The organism is Streptomyces sp. NPDC001027 (genome assembly GCF_040299045.1).
GTDB lineage: Bacteria > Actinomycetota > Actinomycetes > Streptomycetales > Streptomycetaceae > Streptomyces.
This window is the reverse complement of sequence record NZ_JBEPBI010000042.1, coordinates 17,280-34,093: the sequence shown is the minus strand read 5'-3', so window position 1 is coordinate 34,093 and position 16,814 is coordinate 17,280. Positions and strand designations below refer to the sequence as shown.

Below are 16,814 nucleotides of genomic sequence, written 5' to 3'. Positions count from 1 at the left end.
CAGGGAAAGCGCGGGTACGCACTGACGACGGCCAGGAGTTCGTCACGGACACGGTCGTGGTCGCCTCCGGCCCCGGCTGCCCGGCCTCGGGCTGCCCGTCGTCCTGCCGCCTTTGCGGGTGACCGAGCAGCAGGTCTTCCACTTCCGGCGGCGGGATCCGGACGTGCCGTTGCCGGTGCTGGTCTCCAAGGACGCGACCACGCAGGTCTTCGGCCTGCCGTCAGGCAGCGACGGGGGCCCGCGGTCACGGTCGTCGAGCACGACCGAGGCACCCCTACCACGACCCGCACCGCGACGGGGTCGTCGGCCCGGCCTCGCGCACCGCGTCAGTGGCTTCGTCCTCGACCGGCACAGCCCCCTGGCCATCGCGTCGCCCTGCTCGGGGCACGGAGACGGGTTCGCCCGGCTGATCGGGGCGATGGCCGCCGACCTGGCCACGGGCCGGGCCGAGCCACATCCCCGGTTCCAGCCGGACCGGGGAGCCTGGGCAGTGACCGAAACTCGCCCTTAATTCCGCGCTTGAGCGTCCGTACTACTGCAGTGAAACCTTGTTTCCTTCCGTGGGGCTGGCTGTCTGCGGGACCCACCGATCCACTCCGCGGAGCGTGCGCATGGACACCGCAAGTACCGCCTGGATGCTCGCAAGCACGGCACTCGTCTGTCTGATGGTGCCGGGCCTCGCGCTCTTCTACGGCGGCATGGTCGCCGCCAAGAGCGTCCCCAACATGATCACGTTGACGTTCGGGGCCGTGACCCTGGTCGGCTGTATCTGGGTCGTCTACGGTTACTCGGCCGCGTTCGGCGACTCGATCGGCGGGGCCGGGATCCTCGGTGACGTCACCGAGTACTTCGGCATGAGCGGCATCATCAACGACGACCCGAACGCCGTCATTCCGCTCTCGGTCTTCGCCGCCTTCCAGGCGCTGTTCGCAGCCCTGACGCGATCCGCACCATCACCGGCGCCCACGGCGACCCGTTGGCCGAAGCCATCGAGCTCACCAAACGGCTCAAACTCCTGCACCTGCGGCGGGCGTTGAGCGACCTGATCCCTACCGCCAAGGCCCAACGCTGGGACCCAGCCGAGGTCGTCCGCGTCCTCCTGGCCGAAGAGGCCGCCGGACGCGACGCGGCGAACCTGCGGCCCCGCCGCAAGCGGGCCGGGCTCCCCGCAGGGGCCGATCGAGCTGAAGAACCCCAGGAGCGCGACCATGAACCAGCGCCACGAGCCTCCGACGCCTATCTCGTCGTCGACCGCCACCCCGTGCTCCTGCCGCCGAAACTGGCGCGGCTCATCGAGCACCAGATGGCGAATCCGCGCCGCACCTCCCAGCTCCCACCCGCCACCACGGAACACGGCACAACCGCTGGCCGTATGACCGCCGGTGTGCGCTGCGGTGATGGCGACGAACGTCAGGGAGCAGGCTCCGGGCCTGAAGCACCGCGGCCTGCCCAACCGGGTGATCGAAAGCCTCGGGGCCGGCTTCCGCTCGGCAACCTGGTACGAGCTGGAGCAGGGCGGCAGCGTGGTGTGCCTCGTCCTGCGCGACCCCGCTCGCTCTAACTGATCGTTCATGCAGCGAAGTCTCTTGCCTCTGTGCGCTTGACCACGTGCTTACTGCAGCTCCGGCTGTGAACCGCCGCGACGACGCGGCGCTCATGACCTGCGGTTGCTGGGAGAGAAGCCGTGCGACCACTGGGGGATCAATTGCCTCCCGGCGACGGGGAAGCGAGGCTGCTGGCCATCTCGCGGATGGTCGGATGGCGATACAGCTCCCGCAGACGCAAGGACGGCAGGCCACGCGCGCAGTGTCGCGCCGATACGGACGGCGAACAGGGAGTTGCCGCCAAGTTCGAAGAAGTCGTCGTCCAGGTCGACGGGCGTGCCGAGGACCTCGCTCCAGATCACGCGCAGTTGCTCGGCGAGATCGCCGGTGACGGGCTCGGTGTCCCGCGTCGGCGCGACGGGGACCGCGGGTGCGGGGAGCCGGGTCGTGTCGAGTTTTCCGTTGGCTGTCAGGGGGAGCGACTCCAGGGCGGTGACGGTGGTGGGAGCATGTAGTCGGGCAGGACGCCTGCGGCCCGATTGCGGACCGTGGATGGGGTGCCGCTGGCGAGGACCACGTAGGCGTCGATGCGGGCGGTGGCAGCGTCGGCCGGGTCGTCGCGGCGGACCGCGACGGCCGCAGGCCGTATGCCGGGGTCCTCCAGCAGGACGGCGCGGATCTCGTCGACCTCGATCCGGAAACCGCGGATCTTGACCTGGCTGTCGATCCGCCCCAGGTGTTCGAGCCGGCCGTCCGGGCGCAGGCGTCCCAGGTCGCCGCTGCGGTACATGGTGCCGCCGGTGAACGGGTCCGCCACGAAGCGCCGGGCGGTCAGTTCCGCCTGCCCGAGGTAGCGAAGGGCGACGCCGGCGCAGATCTCGCCGGTCACGTCGGGCGGAAGCAGCCGTCCCGCCTCGTCGGTCACGTACAGGTGCCAGCCGGGCAGCGCGTGCCCGACGGAGCGGGTGGCGGCGAGGGCCAGCCGCCGGGTGAGGGTCTGCTGGGTGACGTGGACCGTCGTCTCGGTGATGCCGAACATGTTCACCGTCCGGCAGACCGAGTCGGGCGGCGGCACCTTCGGCCTGCCCCACGCCGCCACCCACACGGTCCTGCTCCCGTACGTCGCGGTCTTCAACCTCCCCTCAGCCCGGCGGCGGAAAAGTCCCGCCGCCGCGCCCTGGCCACCAACGACGTACCCCGATACCTCGCCTCCGCACGGCTGCCAGCCTGGGCGCCCCGCACTCACTGACCGAACTGGGCCTCGTGAAAACCGACTTGGACGAGGTCATCACCCAGGCACGGACTCAGCCGTACGCCAATCCCCGTCCGGTCACGGAGCAAGCGCTCCGCTCCCTGCTCACGGGCGCCCTCAAAGGAAACCTCGCGCCCTGACACCTCACCAGTCACGCCGGCGGCTCGGGGATGCGTACGCCCCCGGTAAGCGCACAGGCGTGTACCGCCCGGCCTGGACAGCCCGTCGTGGGCGAGACCGCCAGGCCAGTATCTCCTACGAGTAATACGCCGTCGCCGTCATCGACGACATGGGCTCCGCCGGCTCCGGCCTGCCCCTCAGTCGTGGCTGGCGCACGGGACCCGCGCTTCTTCGAGCGGCGCGGGTGCGGCCCGCTGTCTTGGTGGGCAGCTCCCTTTGATTCGGTGACGGTCGCGTTACGCGTTCGGTGACCACGGTGCGAGTGCGGTGCCGACCACGACCGCGATGGTCTCCTTGTTGAGTCCTACACCGAGCATGAGCCGTTTGAACAGCATGGGGCCGACGATCTCGGCGATGAGACGGTGGTGTGTGCCCGTACGCCGGGGCGGAGTTCGCCTCGTTCGACGGCGGCGGTGAGTGCGCCCGCGAAGTGTGCCTCGGCGTGGCCGACCATCTCTTCGCGGATGCGCCGTGCCTCCGCGTCCCGTTCGGCCCGTTCGGCCCGTTCGGCCCGTTCGGCGACGACCGACACGGTGACGGGCTGGTTGAGCCAGTCGGCCATCTGTTCCAGCTGGGTCTCCAGTCGAGGGCGGACGGGCCCGTTGCTGAAGGTGACCAGAGGCAAACGCCGTCGGCAAGTGTGTCCAGGAGCAGGGACTGCTGGTCGTGCCAGTGCCGGTAGACGCTGGCCCGGGCCTTGACCCCTGATGTTGAACACACGAGACACTGGATCCTGAGGATCTGAGAACGGACATCTCGTGGTCATGAAGAACTATCCGCCGGAGTTCAAGGCGGACGCAGTCGCACTGTACGAGTCGCGGCCCGATGCGACGATCAGGTCGATCGACGCCGATCTGGGGATCAATCCGGAGACCTTGCGGAACTGGGTCCGCGCAGCCGGAGCAAGCCGTCCGCGGGGACGCAGGACGCCGGAACCGGCTCAGCTGCCGGCCCCGCTGAGGCGGAGAACGCGGCCTTGCGGAAGAAGGTCCGTGAGCTGGAGGAGGAACGCGAGATCCTGCGGAAGGCGGCGAAGTATTTCGCCGGGGAGACGCGCTGGTGAACCGCTTCCAGTGTGTCGCCGACCTCCAGCGCCGTTACGGCGTGAAGCGGCTCTGCAGCATCCTCGGCGTCAGCCGCTCGAGCTTCTACTACTGGCGCCGGACCGCCGCGGACCGGGCCGCCCGGCAGGCAGCCGACGCACGGCTGGCCGCCCGGATACAGGCGGTGCACCAGGAATCAGGCGGCACTTACGGAGCCCCGAGGATCACCGCCGAGCTCCGGGAGCCGAATGCTGAGGCGGTCAACCACAAGCGGGTCGCCAGGATCATGCGGGCGTTCGGGATCGAAGGAGTCCGGTTGCGCCGTCGGCACCGCACCACCGTCCCCGACCTCGCCGCAGGCAAGGCCCCGGACCTGATCGGCCGTGACTTCACCGCGGACGAGCCGAACACGAAGTACGTCGGGTCGGGTAGCCGGAGGGAGTCTCACCCTCCGGCCCCCACAGAACCGTGCGTAACAGTCTCCCGTTACACGGCTCTTGCCACCCTGGTCACATCCAGTAGGTCCGGCACAAGCGCCAGTGCGCGAACATGCCCGGGTATCGTCGGGTGATGTCCTGGAAGCACTGTTTGGACTTCTTGAATCCGGACAGCCGCTTGTACTTCCGGCGGATCCAGCGCACCAGGTAGGCGTTGATGCGCTGGAGGAAGGGCTTCAGCACCGAGGGGTAGAACGCCCCGTAGTACTGGATCCAGCCCCGCACGATCGGATTGATGAACCGCGCGAGCTGGGCAAAGGTGTGTCCGGTACGCCGGTGGATGCGCCAGCTGCGCACCTCGGCACCCATTCTCTTCAGGGCCCCGTCGCTGACCGCGGGCAGGAAACACGGGAAGGTGACCCCGTGCTTGCTGCGCGCTTTGCGGGCGCGGAAGGTGAACCCCAGGAACGTGAACGACGTGTGCTCGTGGGAGCGTTCGCGGTTCGCGTCCTTGCAGTAGACGATCCGGGTCTTGGCCGGGTGCAGTCGCAGTCCGACCTCTTCCATCCTGTTCCTGATCGCCTCGACCAGCTGTCTGGCCCGGCGTTCACTGACGCAGTGCACAACCGCGTCGTCCACGTACCGTTCGAACGGGACGCCCGGGAACTCCCGGTCCATCCACGTGTCGAACGCGTAGTGGAGGAACAGGTTCGCCAGTACGGGCGAGACCGCTGATCCCTGTGGGGTTCCCCGGTCCCGCTGTTGCAGGGTGCCGTCGGGCAGTTGCAGCGGCGCCTTGAGCCAGCGCGTGACGTACAACTTCACCCAGACGACATCGGTGTTGGCCTCCACGGCCTTGACGACCAGGTCCCAGGGCACGCTGTCGAAGAACTTCTGGATGTCGAGGTCGACCACCCAGTCCTGTTTCCAGCAGCGTTCTCGGCACCGGGCCACCGCGTCCAGCGCCGACCGTCCAGGCCGATACCCATAGGAATCCGGGTGGAATTTTGGCTCCACTCGCTTTTCCAACCGGGCGGCCACCACGGTCTGCGCGATTCTGTCCGCGACAGTGGGCACTCCAAGAATCCTGATTCCTCCGCCATGAGCTTTGGGGATTTCCACCGCTCGCACCGGAGGTGGAAAATAGCTACCCGAGGACATGCGGTTCCAGATCTTGTAGAGATTCCCCTGCAAGTCCTTCTCGAAGTCCTTGATCGAGCAGCCATCCACGCCCGGCGCCCCCTTGTTGGCCCTAACCTTTTCCCATGCCTCCCACACTTCCCACTTCGAGATCTCAAACGGCTTTTCTGGAGACTTCAGCTCGTCCATGCGACTCCTCCCAGGTGCTCTGGTTGATCGAACGAACACAGCCACGGATGACCCGGCCCCTTCGCTCCACCCCCGTTACAGGGGCTTCTTCGCTACTACGGGCCGGTCCGCCGGCGAGATCCGACTCGGTACTCAGTCCCTCGCGGTTTCGGCCGTCTCGGGACGCTCCCTCACGCCGCTCATGCGCACGGCGATGTCAGATCTCGCCTTCCCACGTTCCACGTGAAAGCAGCAGACCAGGCACGCGTCGCCTCCATGCCGGGCACCGTCTGGCCAGTAACCGGGTTTCCGCCAGACTTGTCCTGGAGCCATATCTACAGCCCCAGTTTTGATGCCGTCTGTAAGTTTTCGACACGTCATCAGCGATTCGCTTGCGCTCGCCTTCCTGATCCCCACCTGACGCCTCCTGGGCGCCTTTTCCACATCGCTCACCACGACGGTCTTCAGCCAACGCAGCATGTGGCGGTTTGGAACCTCTCCCCGAAGAGTGGTTCCGAAGGGCCTACCTTCATCTTCCACGCAGCATTGCTTTCCAAGAGGTTCCTACCTACATTCCGCACCTCTCTTTTCGCATTCGTGGCACACCGACATCACCTACCTGCCCATCGACGGCGGGAAGTTCTGCTACCTGGCCACCGTCATCGACCTCGCCTCGCGCCGTCTGGCCGGCTGGGCGATCGCGGACCACATGCGCGCGGACCTCGTCACCGACGCCCTGGCCGCAGCCGTCCGCACCCGAGGCAGCCTCGCCGGATCAATCATGCACACCGACCACGGAGCCCAGTACACGAGCAGGACATTCGCCGAAGCATGCAGGTCAGCAGGGGCTCGGCAGAGCATGAGTTCGGTCGGCTCCAGCGCGGACAACGCACTGGCCGAGTCCTTCAACGCGACCTTCAAACGCGAGACCCTGCAGGGACGAAGAAGCTGGCCAGGCGAGCGCGAGGCCCGGCTCGACGCCTTCCGATGGCTCCACCGCTCCAACACCCGACGCCGACACTCCAGCCTCGGGCAACGATCACCGATCGCCTTCGAGAACGCCTTCCACCTCACACCAACTACGCTGGCACCAGCCGCATAACCCGTGTTCAGGATTCAGGGTCAAGGCCCCCCGGCCGACTCCGGCCCGTTCGGCGACGGCGGCGAGGATGACCCGCTCGGGCCGCCTTCGGCGAGAAGCTCGAAGGCGGCCGTAAGAACGGCCACGCGGCCGCGGCGGGCACGCGGGTCTTCGGGCGTTCGGGGCAGCGGAAGTACCTCTTCCCGACCCCCCTATGAGACAGGTTGACTCACAACCCCTCTCTGATACAGACTGTCTCACAGGCGGGGTGGAAGGCTCACCGGAGAAGTCACCGCCCGTCACAAGTTCCGCTGCAGGTCCGTCACCCAGGAGAGAGCCATGTCAATCAACGCCATCGCCCTGCGCTTCGCCGACCGTGCCACCGCCTACCAGGCACTCAGCGACCTCAAGCACATCCGCTCCGCCGCGACCGACGTCCGTGCCGCCGTCCTGATCGAGCGCCTCGCGAACGGCTCGGTGCGCATACCCGAGGGCATGGACAACGAGGAGGGGAAGAATACGGCGATCGGCGGGCTCGTCGGCTCGGTGGTCGGCATCCTCGGCGGGCCTCTCGGCGTTCTGCTGGGCTGGAGCATCGGCGCGCTGATCGGGGGCGGCAGTGACGGCAAGCGGGCCGCCCTCGCCAGCAGCGCCGTCATCGCCGCCACGCCCCATGTCCCGGCCGACGGCACGATGATCCTCGCCGAGGTCGTCGAGACCGACACCCAGGTCCTGGACCAGCTGGCCATGAGCTACGAGGCCATCCTCGAACGCCGCCCGGCCGACGCCCTGCGCGATGAGCTGAAGGCGATGGAAGAGGCCGCCGACAACGCCCGAAAGGAAGAGGCCAAGCGGAGGCGTGCGAGCAAGCACCCCGGGAAGCAGGCGAAAGAGGCCGCCACTGCGCCGACACGGGAGGCCACCGCATAGCCACCCCAGGACGCGGGGTAGCTATCCCCCTCCCCCGCATGGTGTGAGGGCGGGCCCACCGGGCCCGCCCTCACCGTCGTATCTGTGAGACGGTATGTATCGTGAGTCTCTTGTAGGAAGCAGGTGTCGGATGAGTCCATCGAAGGCGGACCCCCGTGCGCAGCGAAGCCGCACGGCGGCACTGGCGGCCGCTGTGAACCTTCTGGGGGAAGGTGGCCCCGGAGCGGTCACCCATGCCGCGGTCGCCGAGCGCTCCGGCGTCGGCCGGGCCACCCTCTATCGCCACTGGCCGCAGCAGCAGGACCTGCTGCTGGACGCCCTCGTCGGCCTGACCGAACCACTGCTGGGCGCGGGTGAGGGGAGCGTACGCGACCACCTGGTACGACAGATCACCGACCGCCTGAACTGGTTCAATCAGTCCCTCTCAGCCTCGGTCATGGCCACACTCATCGACCAGGCGGAGCGCGATCCGCACATACGAGAGCTGCGACACCACCTCTACGGCGCCGCTGTCGAAGACCTGCGCGGAGCTCTGCGGGCCGCCGTGGAGCGTGGCGAACTGCGGCCTGGCGCCGACGAGCACGCGTCGCTTCTCCTCGCGCGGATCATCGGGCCGCTGTTCTTTCAGCGCTATCTGCTCGACCAGGCGGTGGACGAGGAGTTCGTGGAGCGGAGCGTGGACAACGCGCTGGCCGCGTGGCAGCCCTACACCTGATCGGTACGCGGGACACCAGCCCGGGACCGAAGCAGCACAAAAGTGCCGGTATGACGCGTGAGCGGATCCGGTGGCCGGCCGTGGCGGACCGGGCGAGGCAGATCGTTGCGGGCTACGCCCCGCTCAAGGTCATGCTTCGCCAGGTCATGTACCGGCTCGCCTCCGAGGGCGTCCTGCCACAGGCCCCGCCGATGTACCGCCCGCCTGTTCTCACAGCTGGTCAGGTCGTCGACTTGGAACTCAAGCTGCAGGACTGTGAAGGTCAAAGTCGATACCGCCGAGCAACACGGCCGCCACGACGGAGAGTTCGAGGCCGGTGGCGTTGTCGTAGCGGGCGCTGGCGTAATGCAGCGCCCAGAAGATGCCAGTGAGGGAGGCCATCAGGCCGTCGCCGTGAACAGGACCAGCGAGGGGATGTGCCGCATGTGCCGGATCATCGTCGCCGAAACCGAGGTCGACACCGCCCAGATCGCGATGAAGCACGACACACCCTCAGCCGCCTGGGAGCCACGTAGACCCTGCCGAATTCGCCAACGGTGCGACGCGTTGCGACGGGGTGGGCGGCTCGGCGCGGTGTCAGCTCCTGGCCAGTCCGGGCAGGTGGTCGGCGAGGTGCATGGCGTGAAGCTGCGCAAACTCGTCGTGCGTGCAGCGTCCGTAGGCGGGATGGGTGGCGTGCCCGGCGGTGTGGCCGGTGAACAGGGCCACTGCGTCCGCGAGATCGGCCGCAGCGTCGGGCACCGGCAGACCCGGGTCCAATGGCGGTGCCCCCTCGATCTCCGCCCCGAGCGGATGCTTCATCGCTCCTCGGCGCAGGAAGACCAGTTTGGCCAGTCTCCCTACCGTGGCCCGGTACAGGGCGGGCTTGAGCGCCGGATATCCGGTCACGGAGTAGCGGACGGTCTGGGCGCAGTGCTGCACCGTCTGCGAGAGGTTCCAGGTGCTGCCGGGCGCCAGCAGGTCGTGCTGAGGGCGGGCGGCGTTCTGGTAAAGCGGCTGAATGAACTGCTCGAGGTCGGGAGAGGACATGGCAGGATCCTATGTGGCGATGGTGGACTCGCGATGCCAGAGGGGCTGACGGGGATACCGCTATGCGGTGACACCTAGGGTGAGGCCTCCGGGCCCGGCATAACTGTTCCCTGGCCTTGCGGCCGGGGTCGGCGATCCGGTCGAGCAGCGGTCCGGCCAGCCACTCCGGCTCGTGGTCGGACGGGCTGGAAGGGTTCGCTCGTTCCTTCCTCCTCGCTGCCTTCCGTATCGCAGGCTCCGGCGGGCGGGTCGGTCCCGCGCTCGTCGAGCGGTACGCTGCCGGGCTCGCCGCCGGGACCGATCCGTACCATCCCGAGCGCTGGCCGCCGATCACCGACCGCGCTCAGCCCATGGTCGAGGCGGCGTCGATCGCGATCGCCCTGCACGAGTCGCGGCCCTGACTGTGGGACCACCTCGACGACCTCGTGCGGCAGCAAGTCGCCGACTGGCTCGGTGACTTCGTAGGTGCCGACGTCAACGACTCGAACTGGCGTCTGTTCCAGGTCATCGCGGAGGAGTTCCTCGCCTCCGTCGGCGCCCGCACCGACGGTACGAGATATACGAGATAGACGCGGGGCTCGCCCGGCTGGACGACGGGTATTGGGGCGGCGGCTGGTACACCGACGGCGACGGGAAGAAGTTCGACTACTACAACGTCTGGGGCGCTGCCTCTGTATCCGGTGTTGTGGGCGCGGATCGCCGGCCCGCGTGCGGATGCGGGCACGGTAGCCCGGCGCTAGGGCCCGCCTGCACGAATTCCTCGTCGTGCACCAACATTTCTTCGGCTCCGACGGGGCGCCGGTCCATCAGGGGCGTTCGCTCACCTATCGGTTCGCGGCCGCCGCTCCGTTGTGGGCCGGGGTCCTGGCCGATGCGACTCCGCTGCCGCCCGGGCCGCACCCGTCGCCTCGCCTCAGGCGCCCTCAAGCACTTCGCCGAGCGCGGTGTCCCGGACGAGAGCGGCCTGCTCAGCCTCGGCTGGTACCGGCCCTTCCTCCCCGTCGCCCAGCCCTAATCGGGCCCCGCCTCCCCGTACTGGGCGAGCAAGGCGTTCCTGGGCTGTTGCTGCCCGCCGGTCACCCGGTGTGGACGGAGCCGGAGGAACCCGCTCCCGTGGACAGGGCCGACGTGGGCGTGGCCCTGCCCGCCCCCTGCTGGCTGCTGCACTCCACCGCAGCCGACGGGATCGTCCGGCTCGTCAACCACGGCAGCGACCGTCTCCCGCCCCCGCCGACGACCGCCGGGGACAGTCCCCACTACGCCCGCCTCGCCTACTCCAGCACCACGGCCCCCGAAACACCGGGGCCCGACAACCACCTCGCCCTGCGCGCCCCTGACGGCATCCCCTCCCGGCGCGGCCGCATCCACCCCCTGGGCGCCCGGGGCCGCCGCGCCGCCTCGCGGTACGGCAACGGCATCGAGACCGTCAGCGTGGTGCACGGCCCCTGGGAGGCACGGGTGCACCGCATCGACGCGCCGCCCAACACGCCGGTACGGGAGAGCGGCTGGGCCATCGCCCACGACACCGAGCCTCCCGAGTGCCGTACCGGTCCGGGCTGGGCGACAGCCCGCCGGGCCGACGGGCTGACGGGCTGACCAGTGCGATCGTCGGGCTCCACGGCTGGAACGAGGTCGAGGGCACGGTCGCGCACGCCGTCGGCACCAATGCCGTCGGCCATCAGATCCGGTTCACCAGCGACCACGAGTGGCACGAGGATCAGCACGGCACCCGGAACATCTATCACGGGACATGGGAGATCACAGGGAAGCGGACGGTCAGGCTCCATGACTGGGAGGAGGAGATCCGCTTCTCACCGGACAACTACAACGAGTTCACCGTGGTCTCCTTCGACCACGTCCTCACCAAGGACCGGGACAGTGCCGCAGAGCCGACCCGGTAGCCCACGTGCCCCAGGTGAACGCGCGCAAGAAGTGCTCAGGTCATGGGCAACCCAAGGAAGTCCCCTGGTACCGCAAAACCACCAGCTTATGGGCGGGTTCTGGATTCGGGGAGACCCTGTGAGTACCCCGCCCAACAGGCTCTCCCCTGGGCCTGAGAGGCCCTGTTGCATCGCGGGAGCACACCGTGAGCACGCGGCGCGCTTCTGCGGAGAAGACCCTGGCGTGGCCGCTCGCCCTGTGAACGAAAGGCCTTCGGACAGATGGACTCAGAGGATGGCCGCTGATGCTCAGGGGACGCGCCCGGGAACTCGCGGCCTGCCTCAGGGCTCGGCGCGATGAGCTGCGTCCGGAAGCGGTGGGCATCGCGGTCTGGGACGAGCCGCGTCGGGTGCCAGGGCTCCGGCGCGAGCAAGTGGCCCAGTTGGCCGCGATCAGTACGGACTACTACAGCCGTATCGAACAGGCACGCATCGCGGTCACCCCCGAGCGTGCTGGCTGCCGTGGCTTCCGCGCTGCGACTCGACGACACGCAGCGACACTATGTCTTCGGCCTGCTCGACCAGGAGACCAAAGCGGCTCGGCGGCCCCGGGCTCAGTGCGTACAGCCCCAGCTGCGACGCTTGCTGGACGGACTGGCGGCCATTCCGGCGTTCGTCCTGGGCCGCTACATGGACGTGCTGGCCTGGAACCACCTGGCGTCGGTTCTGATCACCGACTTCGCGAGGATCCCGCAGGAGGAACGCAACTGAGTGCGGCTGATCTTCGCCGCTCCCCGGATGCGGGAGCTGCACGCCGACTGGGAAGACGTGGCCCGACAGACGGTGGCACAGCTGCGGATGGCAGCCTCGGCCAACCCTGGCAGTGCACGCCTGGAGAAGCTGGTCGGTGAACTAGCCGAGCACGATGCCGCTTTCCGTGTGTGGACGTTCACGTATTTCCCCGGGGCTGAGTTCACGTAATTCCCCAGCCCCGGGCGCCGATGACGTCTATTTGACCGACGGCTTGGCGGGCTTCTCGGTGGGGTTCTTGGGGCGTTTGTTCGGGCGGTAGCTGGGGCCGTTCATGATGACCTGGTGGCTGGTGTTGATGAGCCGGTCGAGGAGGGACTCGGCGACGACGGGGTTGGGGAAGAGTGGATACCAGTCGCTGGGCGCCCGGTTGCTCGTGATGATCAGGGACCGTCCCTGCCGTTCGCTGACCAGTTCGTAGAGGTCGTCGGCGTGGGCCGCGGAGAGCTGGCGCATGGCGAAGTCGTCGAGGATGAGCACGTCGGGCCGTACCAGTTCGCGGATCCGTTTCTCCCAGGTGCGGTCCGCATGTCCGCCGGCGAGTTCGGCGAGGATGCGGCTGGTCTTGGCGAAGCGGACGTGGGCGCCCTGGCGGACGGCGAGGTGCCCCAGCGCCTGGGCGATATGTGTCTTGCCCACCCCGACCGTTATCAGCGGGGCGTGAGCCCCTCGATTCTCTGTCTGCAACGAGCGTCACCGTGAGCGTTCTGCGTCGTTGATGCATTGCTATCAACGGGAGTTCTTCAACGAGACGGAACGGCATCAGTGGCGCATAGCTTGGCGGTCCGGCCCGCGAACGGTCGGCGGACGTGGACCGTGATCGACGAGAAGTACCGAACCGTCGCACCGGTCGAGGACTGGCTGGAGGCCCATCGGCAGCTGTGGTCGCCGAACACGGTCCGCGGCTATGCGACCTCGCTGGCCCAGTGGTGGACATTCCTCGAACAGCGCGACGAGACCGGAAGGTGGGGCGATCTCGGGGTCCCGGCGGTCGCGGGGTTCCTGTCCTGATTGCGCATTGGCCGCACCGTCGAGCACACCCTGGTCGAGCCCGAACAGGCCCCGGAGGCCGGGACGTTGGAGGCGAGACTGGCCGCGCTGATCTCCTTCTATCGCTGGCAGGAGGCGGTCTTCTCAGTGCCGGTCGCGGGCCGGCTCATGCGCGGGACGCCGCGACGGGCCCCGGCCCGGGGCCTGCTCGCGCACCTGGACGCCCGCACCGCTCCCGCGCCGTCCTCGCTGGTCAGGGTCCGGCGCCAGCGGCATCATGGGCGCCCTCCGCTGCTGCTGCCGACCGAGATCCAGGCGATCCTGGACGGCTGCGCGATGCCGGACGCCACGGTCAGCGACTGGAGAGGGAACCTGCGCGACCGGCTGCTGTTCGCCCTGCTCGCAGAGACCGGCATGCGCCTGGGAGAGGCCCTCGGCCTGCGGATCTGCGACTTCGTCATGGGCCGTGGCTCCACTGCCTATGTCGAGATCGTGCCTCGCGAGGACAACACGAACGGGGCCAGGGTGAAGATGATGCGCCCGCGACGCGTCTATGTCGGCAGCGACCTGGAGCGACTATTCGCCGACTACCTCACGCACCTCGCCTGCCGGGCCGCCGAGTTCGGCATCGAGATCGATACCGGATCGCCGCTGCTGGTGAACCTGGAGCGGCCGCCGCTGCTGGCCGCCCTGCGCGAGGGCACGGTGCGAGACAAGGTGTCCGCCCTGCGCAAGAAGGGCGTCGGCCCCGCCTCCTGGACGCCGCACTGGTTCCGGCACAGCCACGCGACCGCGCTGTTGCTGGCCGGGACGCCGGAGTGGGTGGTCTCCCGCCGACTCGGTCACGCACATGTGCAGACCACGCTCGACCTTTATGGCTGGGTCCCCGCGAGGACGAGGCCCTGCGGGTCGCGGCGAACTGGAAGTCGTACATCTCTGCCTGGCAGGTCGACGATGGCCGGTGAACAGCGTCATCTCCATGCGGCCAGCGACAAGGATCCGTTCTGGCAGCTCTGGACCGAGCTGCCAGAGCCCTGGAAGGGGCCGGTGATCAGGGACGGCATCGACGACTGGGAGAAGATCACAGAGAACGGCGACCGGAGCATCGACCTGACCGGTCTGCCCAAGCTGATCGCCGCCGAACTGGCCTGGATGGCGCACTGGCAGGCCATGGACGGGACCCGCTCCTCGGTGCTGGGCACCAACCAGTTCGCGAACATCCTGCGCCGCGCGATCCGCGACCAGCACCCTTTCCCGGCCTCGATCCGGGACATGGACTGGGAGACCGCGGCCGCGTTGCAGCGGTGGTTCTATGCAACCCGCTGGGGCCGCCTCATTCCCCGCGGCAGCGTCGCCCGGCTGCGAGTGATCTTCCGCTTCTCCCGTCTGGCCCTCCTCGCCCGCTGTTCGGACGGGCCCTGGTGGTCTCTGGACGAGTGGCATCCGCGCTGCGACCCGCGGATTCCGCTGGCCGAGCACGAACCCCAAGCCCACTACGGCTGTTCCCCCTCGAAGATCACTCAGCCGTGGCTGCGGGAGGCCGTGAAGTGGTGCCTGGGCACCCAGTTGGAGGCCAGCACGTTGCGCTGGTCGACCGTGAGCCAGGAAAGGATGCGGTGCTTCGCCCGCTTCGACCGGTGGCTGCAGACCTTCACCGACCCCCTCGACGTTCTGGGCGACCCGGTCCACGCGGTCCAGCTGGCCGCCGCCTTCCGCCGCTGGGACACCGATCCCGCCAACCGGCTCCTGCGACAGAATGAACAACGGTTCGTCGGGCAGCCCGTCCATCCCCGCCTGGTCAACGACGACCTGCGGGCCGTCGCCGAACTCTTCGCGTTCGTCGCCGCGAACCCCATCGAGGCCCGCCAGGTCCTCGGGCCGAACCCGTGGTCGCGTGTCACCGACGCGCACGCGGCCGGCTGGTTCCGGCAGGTCTCCCGCATCCCTGACCGGCGCGAACTCAACGACGAGCACTACGTCGACGACCACGCGCTCGCGCAGATCCCCGCCGCACTGCCCCTGCTCGGGCTCGCCCGCCACGAAGAGATGGCCCTCACCCGCGGTGACGGACAGCAAGTCACCGCCCACGGCTTCGACGACCCGCAGGCCATGCGCATGATCCTGCTGCAGATCCTCACCGGACGACGGGCCAGCGAGATCCGCACCAGCCGCTTCGACTGCCTCTCCCCGGTCCCCGACCGGGCCGTCGACGCCGCCGAAGGCGAACAGATCGCCCGCTTCCACTACGCACAGAGCAAGATCGACATCGCGCCGGACAACATCCTCGTCGACGCCGAGGTCGTCGCGGTCATCGAGGAACAACGACGGTGGGTCCGTGAGCACTTCCCCGGCATCACCCCGCGTCACCTGTTCCTGCAGCGGACCGGGAACCGGCAGGGCGACAAGCCCTACCCCTCGGGCACCTACAGCTGGATGCTCCGCGAGTTCAGCAAGATCGTGAAGATCACCGACAGCAAGGGCAAGTCCGTCGGGCTCAGTCACACCCACCGCTTCCGTCACACCAAGCTGACCCGGCTCGCCGAACTCGGCCTGCCCGTCCACGTGTTGATGCGCTATGCCGGACACGCGACCCCGTCGATGACGATGCACTACGTCGCCGCCCGCCAGGAACACGCCGAGCAGGTGTTCCTGGCCACCGCGAAACTCCGCGCAGACGGCACCCACGTCACCTTTTCCCACGACGACCACGACAGCCTCCACCTGTTCAACCGCGCCGACCGATTCCTGCCCCACGGCTGGTGCCTGCTGCCGCCCCTGCAGACCTGCGACAAGGGAAATGCCTGTCTGACCTGCTCGGTCTTCGTCACTGACGCCTCCCACCAAAGTGCTCTGGAACGGCAGTTGGACGAGACCGAGGCCCTGATCAACCGCAGCACCATCGCGTTCCAACAGCGGCACAAACGCCCGATGCCCGAGGACAACGTCTGGCTGCTGCAACGACGAGCCGAACACGCGGCCCTCACCAAGCTCCTGGACACCCTCCGCTCCAAGCCCGGACGCGCCATCCAGGGCGCCGGCTGCGGCGCCGCCCCCGCCGGCCCGGTCCCGCTCACCCTCGACCTCGACCGCCACCGAAGGACCCGGCCATGACCGACGACGCTCGCACCAAGCGCACCCAGACACTCGCCACCGCCGCGAAGGCCAAGTCACAGGCCAAGACCACCGCGGCAGAGAAGGCGATCCGCACCCTGGTCAAACGCGGTGAGCCGATCACTTTTCAGGCCGTCCAGAGGGAAGCCGGCGTCTCCCATGCGTTCCTCTATAACCACCCCGACCTGCGAGGACGCATCGAACGACTCCGGGCCCAGGCCCGGTCCGTTCCCGCACCGACGCCTCCGGCGGACGAGCACAGCACTCTCGTCCTCGCACTGACCGGCCAGATCACCCGCCTGAAGAAGCAGCACCGAGAAGAAGTACAGGCCCTGCGGGACGCGCTCGAACGAGCCCACGGCGAGAACCTCGACCTGCGACGCGAACGCGCCCGCCGAGGCGGCGACACCCCCGTTCCGCGGACGCGAACCATCGGCCCCTGCTGACCACGTCACATCGATCGAAGAACCATCCTGAGCTGCAAAAACATGCTCAGATCGCGAA

At 68.3% G+C, this 16,814-nt stretch carries 14 protein-coding genes and 10 pseudogenes; 18 read left to right on the top strand and 6 right to left on the bottom strand.

What is annotated here, in order from left to right; translation table 11 throughout:
- Positions 1–611 precede the first annotated feature (611 nt).
- The 3 genes and pseudogenes from ABT300_RS14995 to ABT300_RS14990 all read left to right on the top strand — a co-directional run bounded on the left by ABT300_RS14995 (position 612) and on the right by ABT300_RS14990 (position 1,565).
- Positions 612–1,037, top strand: coding sequence for a hypothetical protein (locus ABT300_RS14995; protein WP_351675119.1), 426 nt, complete (start codon positions 612–614; stop codon positions 1,035–1,037).
- A pseudogene (locus tag ABT300_RS44485) lies at positions 944–1,174 on the top strand (ATP-binding protein); the annotation flags it as partial. The gene ABT300_RS14995 and the pseudogene ABT300_RS44485, both read left to right, overlap by 94 nt.
- Before the next feature lie 223 nt (positions 1,175–1,397).
- Positions 1,398–1,565, top strand: a complete 168-nt coding sequence (locus ABT300_RS14990) for a hypothetical protein (RefSeq protein WP_351675116.1) — start codon at positions 1,398–1,400, stop codon at positions 1,563–1,565.
- Positions 1,566–1,701: 136 nt separating this feature from the next.
- Here ABT300_RS14990 and ABT300_RS14985 read toward each other — a convergent pair.
- Both ABT300_RS14985 and ABT300_RS14980 read right to left on the bottom strand, forming a co-directional pair.
- Positions 1,702–2,610 (bottom strand): annotated as a pseudogene (locus ABT300_RS14985) (non-ribosomal peptide synthetase); the annotation flags it as partial.
- 670 nt (positions 2,611–3,280) lie between these two features.
- Positions 3,281–3,601, bottom strand: coding sequence for a TetR family transcriptional regulator C-terminal domain-containing protein (locus tag ABT300_RS14980; protein ID WP_351675114.1), 321 nt, complete (start codon positions 3,599–3,601; stop codon positions 3,281–3,283).
- A gap of 133 nt (positions 3,602–3,734) precedes the next feature.
- Here ABT300_RS14980 and ABT300_RS14975 point away from each other — a divergent pair.
- A pseudogene (locus tag ABT300_RS14975) lies at positions 3,735–4,443 on the top strand (IS3 family transposase); the annotation flags it as partial.
- Between the two features lie 85 nt (positions 4,444–4,528).
- Here the strand turns inward: ABT300_RS14975 and ltrA are convergent.
- Complete coding sequence (gene ltrA / locus ABT300_RS14970) at positions 4,529–5,785, bottom strand: group II intron reverse transcriptase/maturase (protein WP_351675111.1); 1,257 nt, start codon at positions 5,783–5,785, stop codon at positions 4,529–4,531.
- Between the two features lie 457 nt (positions 5,786–6,242).
- Here ltrA and ABT300_RS14965 point away from each other — a divergent pair, with 457 nt between their 5' ends.
- The 3 genes from ABT300_RS14965 (at position 6,243) to ABT300_RS14955 (ending at position 8,490) form a co-directional block, all read left to right on the top strand.
- On the top strand, positions 6,243–6,866 hold the full coding sequence (locus ABT300_RS14965; RefSeq protein WP_502977940.1) for an IS3 family transposase: 624 nt from the start codon (positions 6,243–6,245) through the stop codon (positions 6,864–6,866).
- 318 nt (positions 6,867–7,184) lie between these two features.
- Positions 7,185–7,775, top strand: a complete 591-nt coding sequence (locus ABT300_RS14960) for a hypothetical protein (RefSeq protein ID WP_351675108.1) — start codon at positions 7,185–7,187, stop codon at positions 7,773–7,775.
- 130 nt (positions 7,776–7,905) lie between these two features.
- Entirely contained in the window at positions 7,906–8,490 is a 585-nt protein-coding gene (locus ABT300_RS14955; RefSeq protein WP_351675105.1) for a TetR/AcrR family transcriptional regulator, read from the top strand.
- A gap of 261 nt (positions 8,491–8,751) precedes the next feature.
- Here ABT300_RS14955 and ABT300_RS14950 read toward each other — a convergent pair.
- Positions 8,752–8,877 (bottom strand): annotated as a pseudogene (locus ABT300_RS14950) (ABC transporter permease); the annotation flags it as partial.
- A gap of 189 nt (positions 8,878–9,066) precedes the next feature.
- Positions 9,067–9,519 (bottom strand): DUF1569 domain-containing protein, encoded by a 453-nt coding sequence (locus ABT300_RS14945; protein WP_351675102.1) that lies wholly within the window; start codon positions 9,517–9,519, stop codon positions 9,067–9,069.
- Between the two features lie 116 nt (positions 9,520–9,635).
- Between ABT300_RS14945 and ABT300_RS44480 the strand changes: the two are divergent.
- The 8 genes and pseudogenes from ABT300_RS44480 to ABT300_RS14930 all read left to right on the top strand — a co-directional run bounded on the left by ABT300_RS44480 (position 9,636) and on the right by ABT300_RS14930 (position 12,380).
- Positions 9,636–10,088, top strand: a pseudogene (locus tag ABT300_RS44480) (DUF2264 domain-containing protein).
- Positions 10,076–10,138 (top strand): annotated as a pseudogene (locus tag ABT300_RS44475) (hypothetical protein); the annotation flags it as partial. The pseudogenes ABT300_RS44480 and ABT300_RS44475, both read left to right, overlap by 13 nt.
- Before the next feature lie 146 nt (positions 10,139–10,284).
- Positions 10,285–10,353: pseudogene (locus ABT300_RS44470) on the top strand (DUF2264 domain-containing protein); the annotation flags it as partial.
- Between the two features lie 37 nt (positions 10,354–10,390).
- Positions 10,391–10,534, top strand: a complete 144-nt coding sequence (locus ABT300_RS44465; protein WP_502977944.1) for a DUF2264 domain-containing protein — start codon at positions 10,391–10,393, stop codon at positions 10,532–10,534.
- 98 nt (positions 10,535–10,632) lie between these two features.
- Positions 10,633–11,115 carry a hypothetical protein gene (locus ABT300_RS44460; protein ID WP_502977943.1) on the top strand — a complete coding sequence of 161 codons (483 nt, stop codon included), beginning with the start codon at positions 10,633–10,635 and terminating at the stop codon, positions 11,113–11,115.
- Positions 11,058–11,420 carry a hypothetical protein gene (locus ABT300_RS44455; protein WP_502977939.1) on the top strand — a complete coding sequence of 121 codons (363 nt, stop codon included), beginning with the start codon at positions 11,058–11,060 and terminating at the stop codon, positions 11,418–11,420. Before ABT300_RS44460 ends, ABT300_RS44455 begins: the two co-directional genes overlap by 58 nt.
- Before the next feature lie 284 nt (positions 11,421–11,704).
- A pseudogene (locus ABT300_RS14935) lies at positions 11,705–11,896 on the top strand (helix-turn-helix domain-containing protein); the annotation flags it as partial.
- Between the two features lie 13 nt (positions 11,897–11,909).
- Positions 11,910–12,380, top strand: a pseudogene (locus ABT300_RS14930) (MmyB family transcriptional regulator).
- A 27-nt stretch (positions 12,381–12,407) separates the two neighbouring features.
- Here the strand turns inward: ABT300_RS14930 and ABT300_RS14925 are convergent.
- A pseudogene (locus ABT300_RS14925) lies at positions 12,408–12,854 on the bottom strand (ATP-binding protein); the annotation flags it as partial.
- A 171-nt stretch (positions 12,855–13,025) separates the two neighbouring features.
- Here ABT300_RS14925 and ABT300_RS14920 point away from each other — a divergent pair.
- Genes ABT300_RS14920 through ABT300_RS14910 form a run of 3 tightly spaced genes read left to right on the top strand, consistent with a single transcriptional unit; the run spans position 13,026 to position 16,756 of the window.
- On the top strand, positions 13,026–13,220 hold the full coding sequence (locus tag ABT300_RS14920; RefSeq protein ID WP_351675096.1) for a hypothetical protein: 195 nt from the start codon (positions 13,026–13,028) through the stop codon (positions 13,218–13,220).
- Complete coding sequence (locus ABT300_RS14915) at positions 13,221–16,310, top strand: tyrosine-type recombinase/integrase (protein ID WP_351675093.1); 3,090 nt, start codon at positions 13,221–13,223, stop codon at positions 16,308–16,310.
- A complete protein-coding gene (locus tag ABT300_RS14910) occupies positions 16,307–16,756 on the top strand; it encodes a DUF6262 family protein (RefSeq protein ID WP_351675090.1) in 450 nt (149 codons plus the stop codon). The genes ABT300_RS14915 and ABT300_RS14910 overlap by 4 nt, the downstream gene beginning before the upstream one ends.
- Positions 16,757–16,814 lie beyond the last annotated feature (58 nt).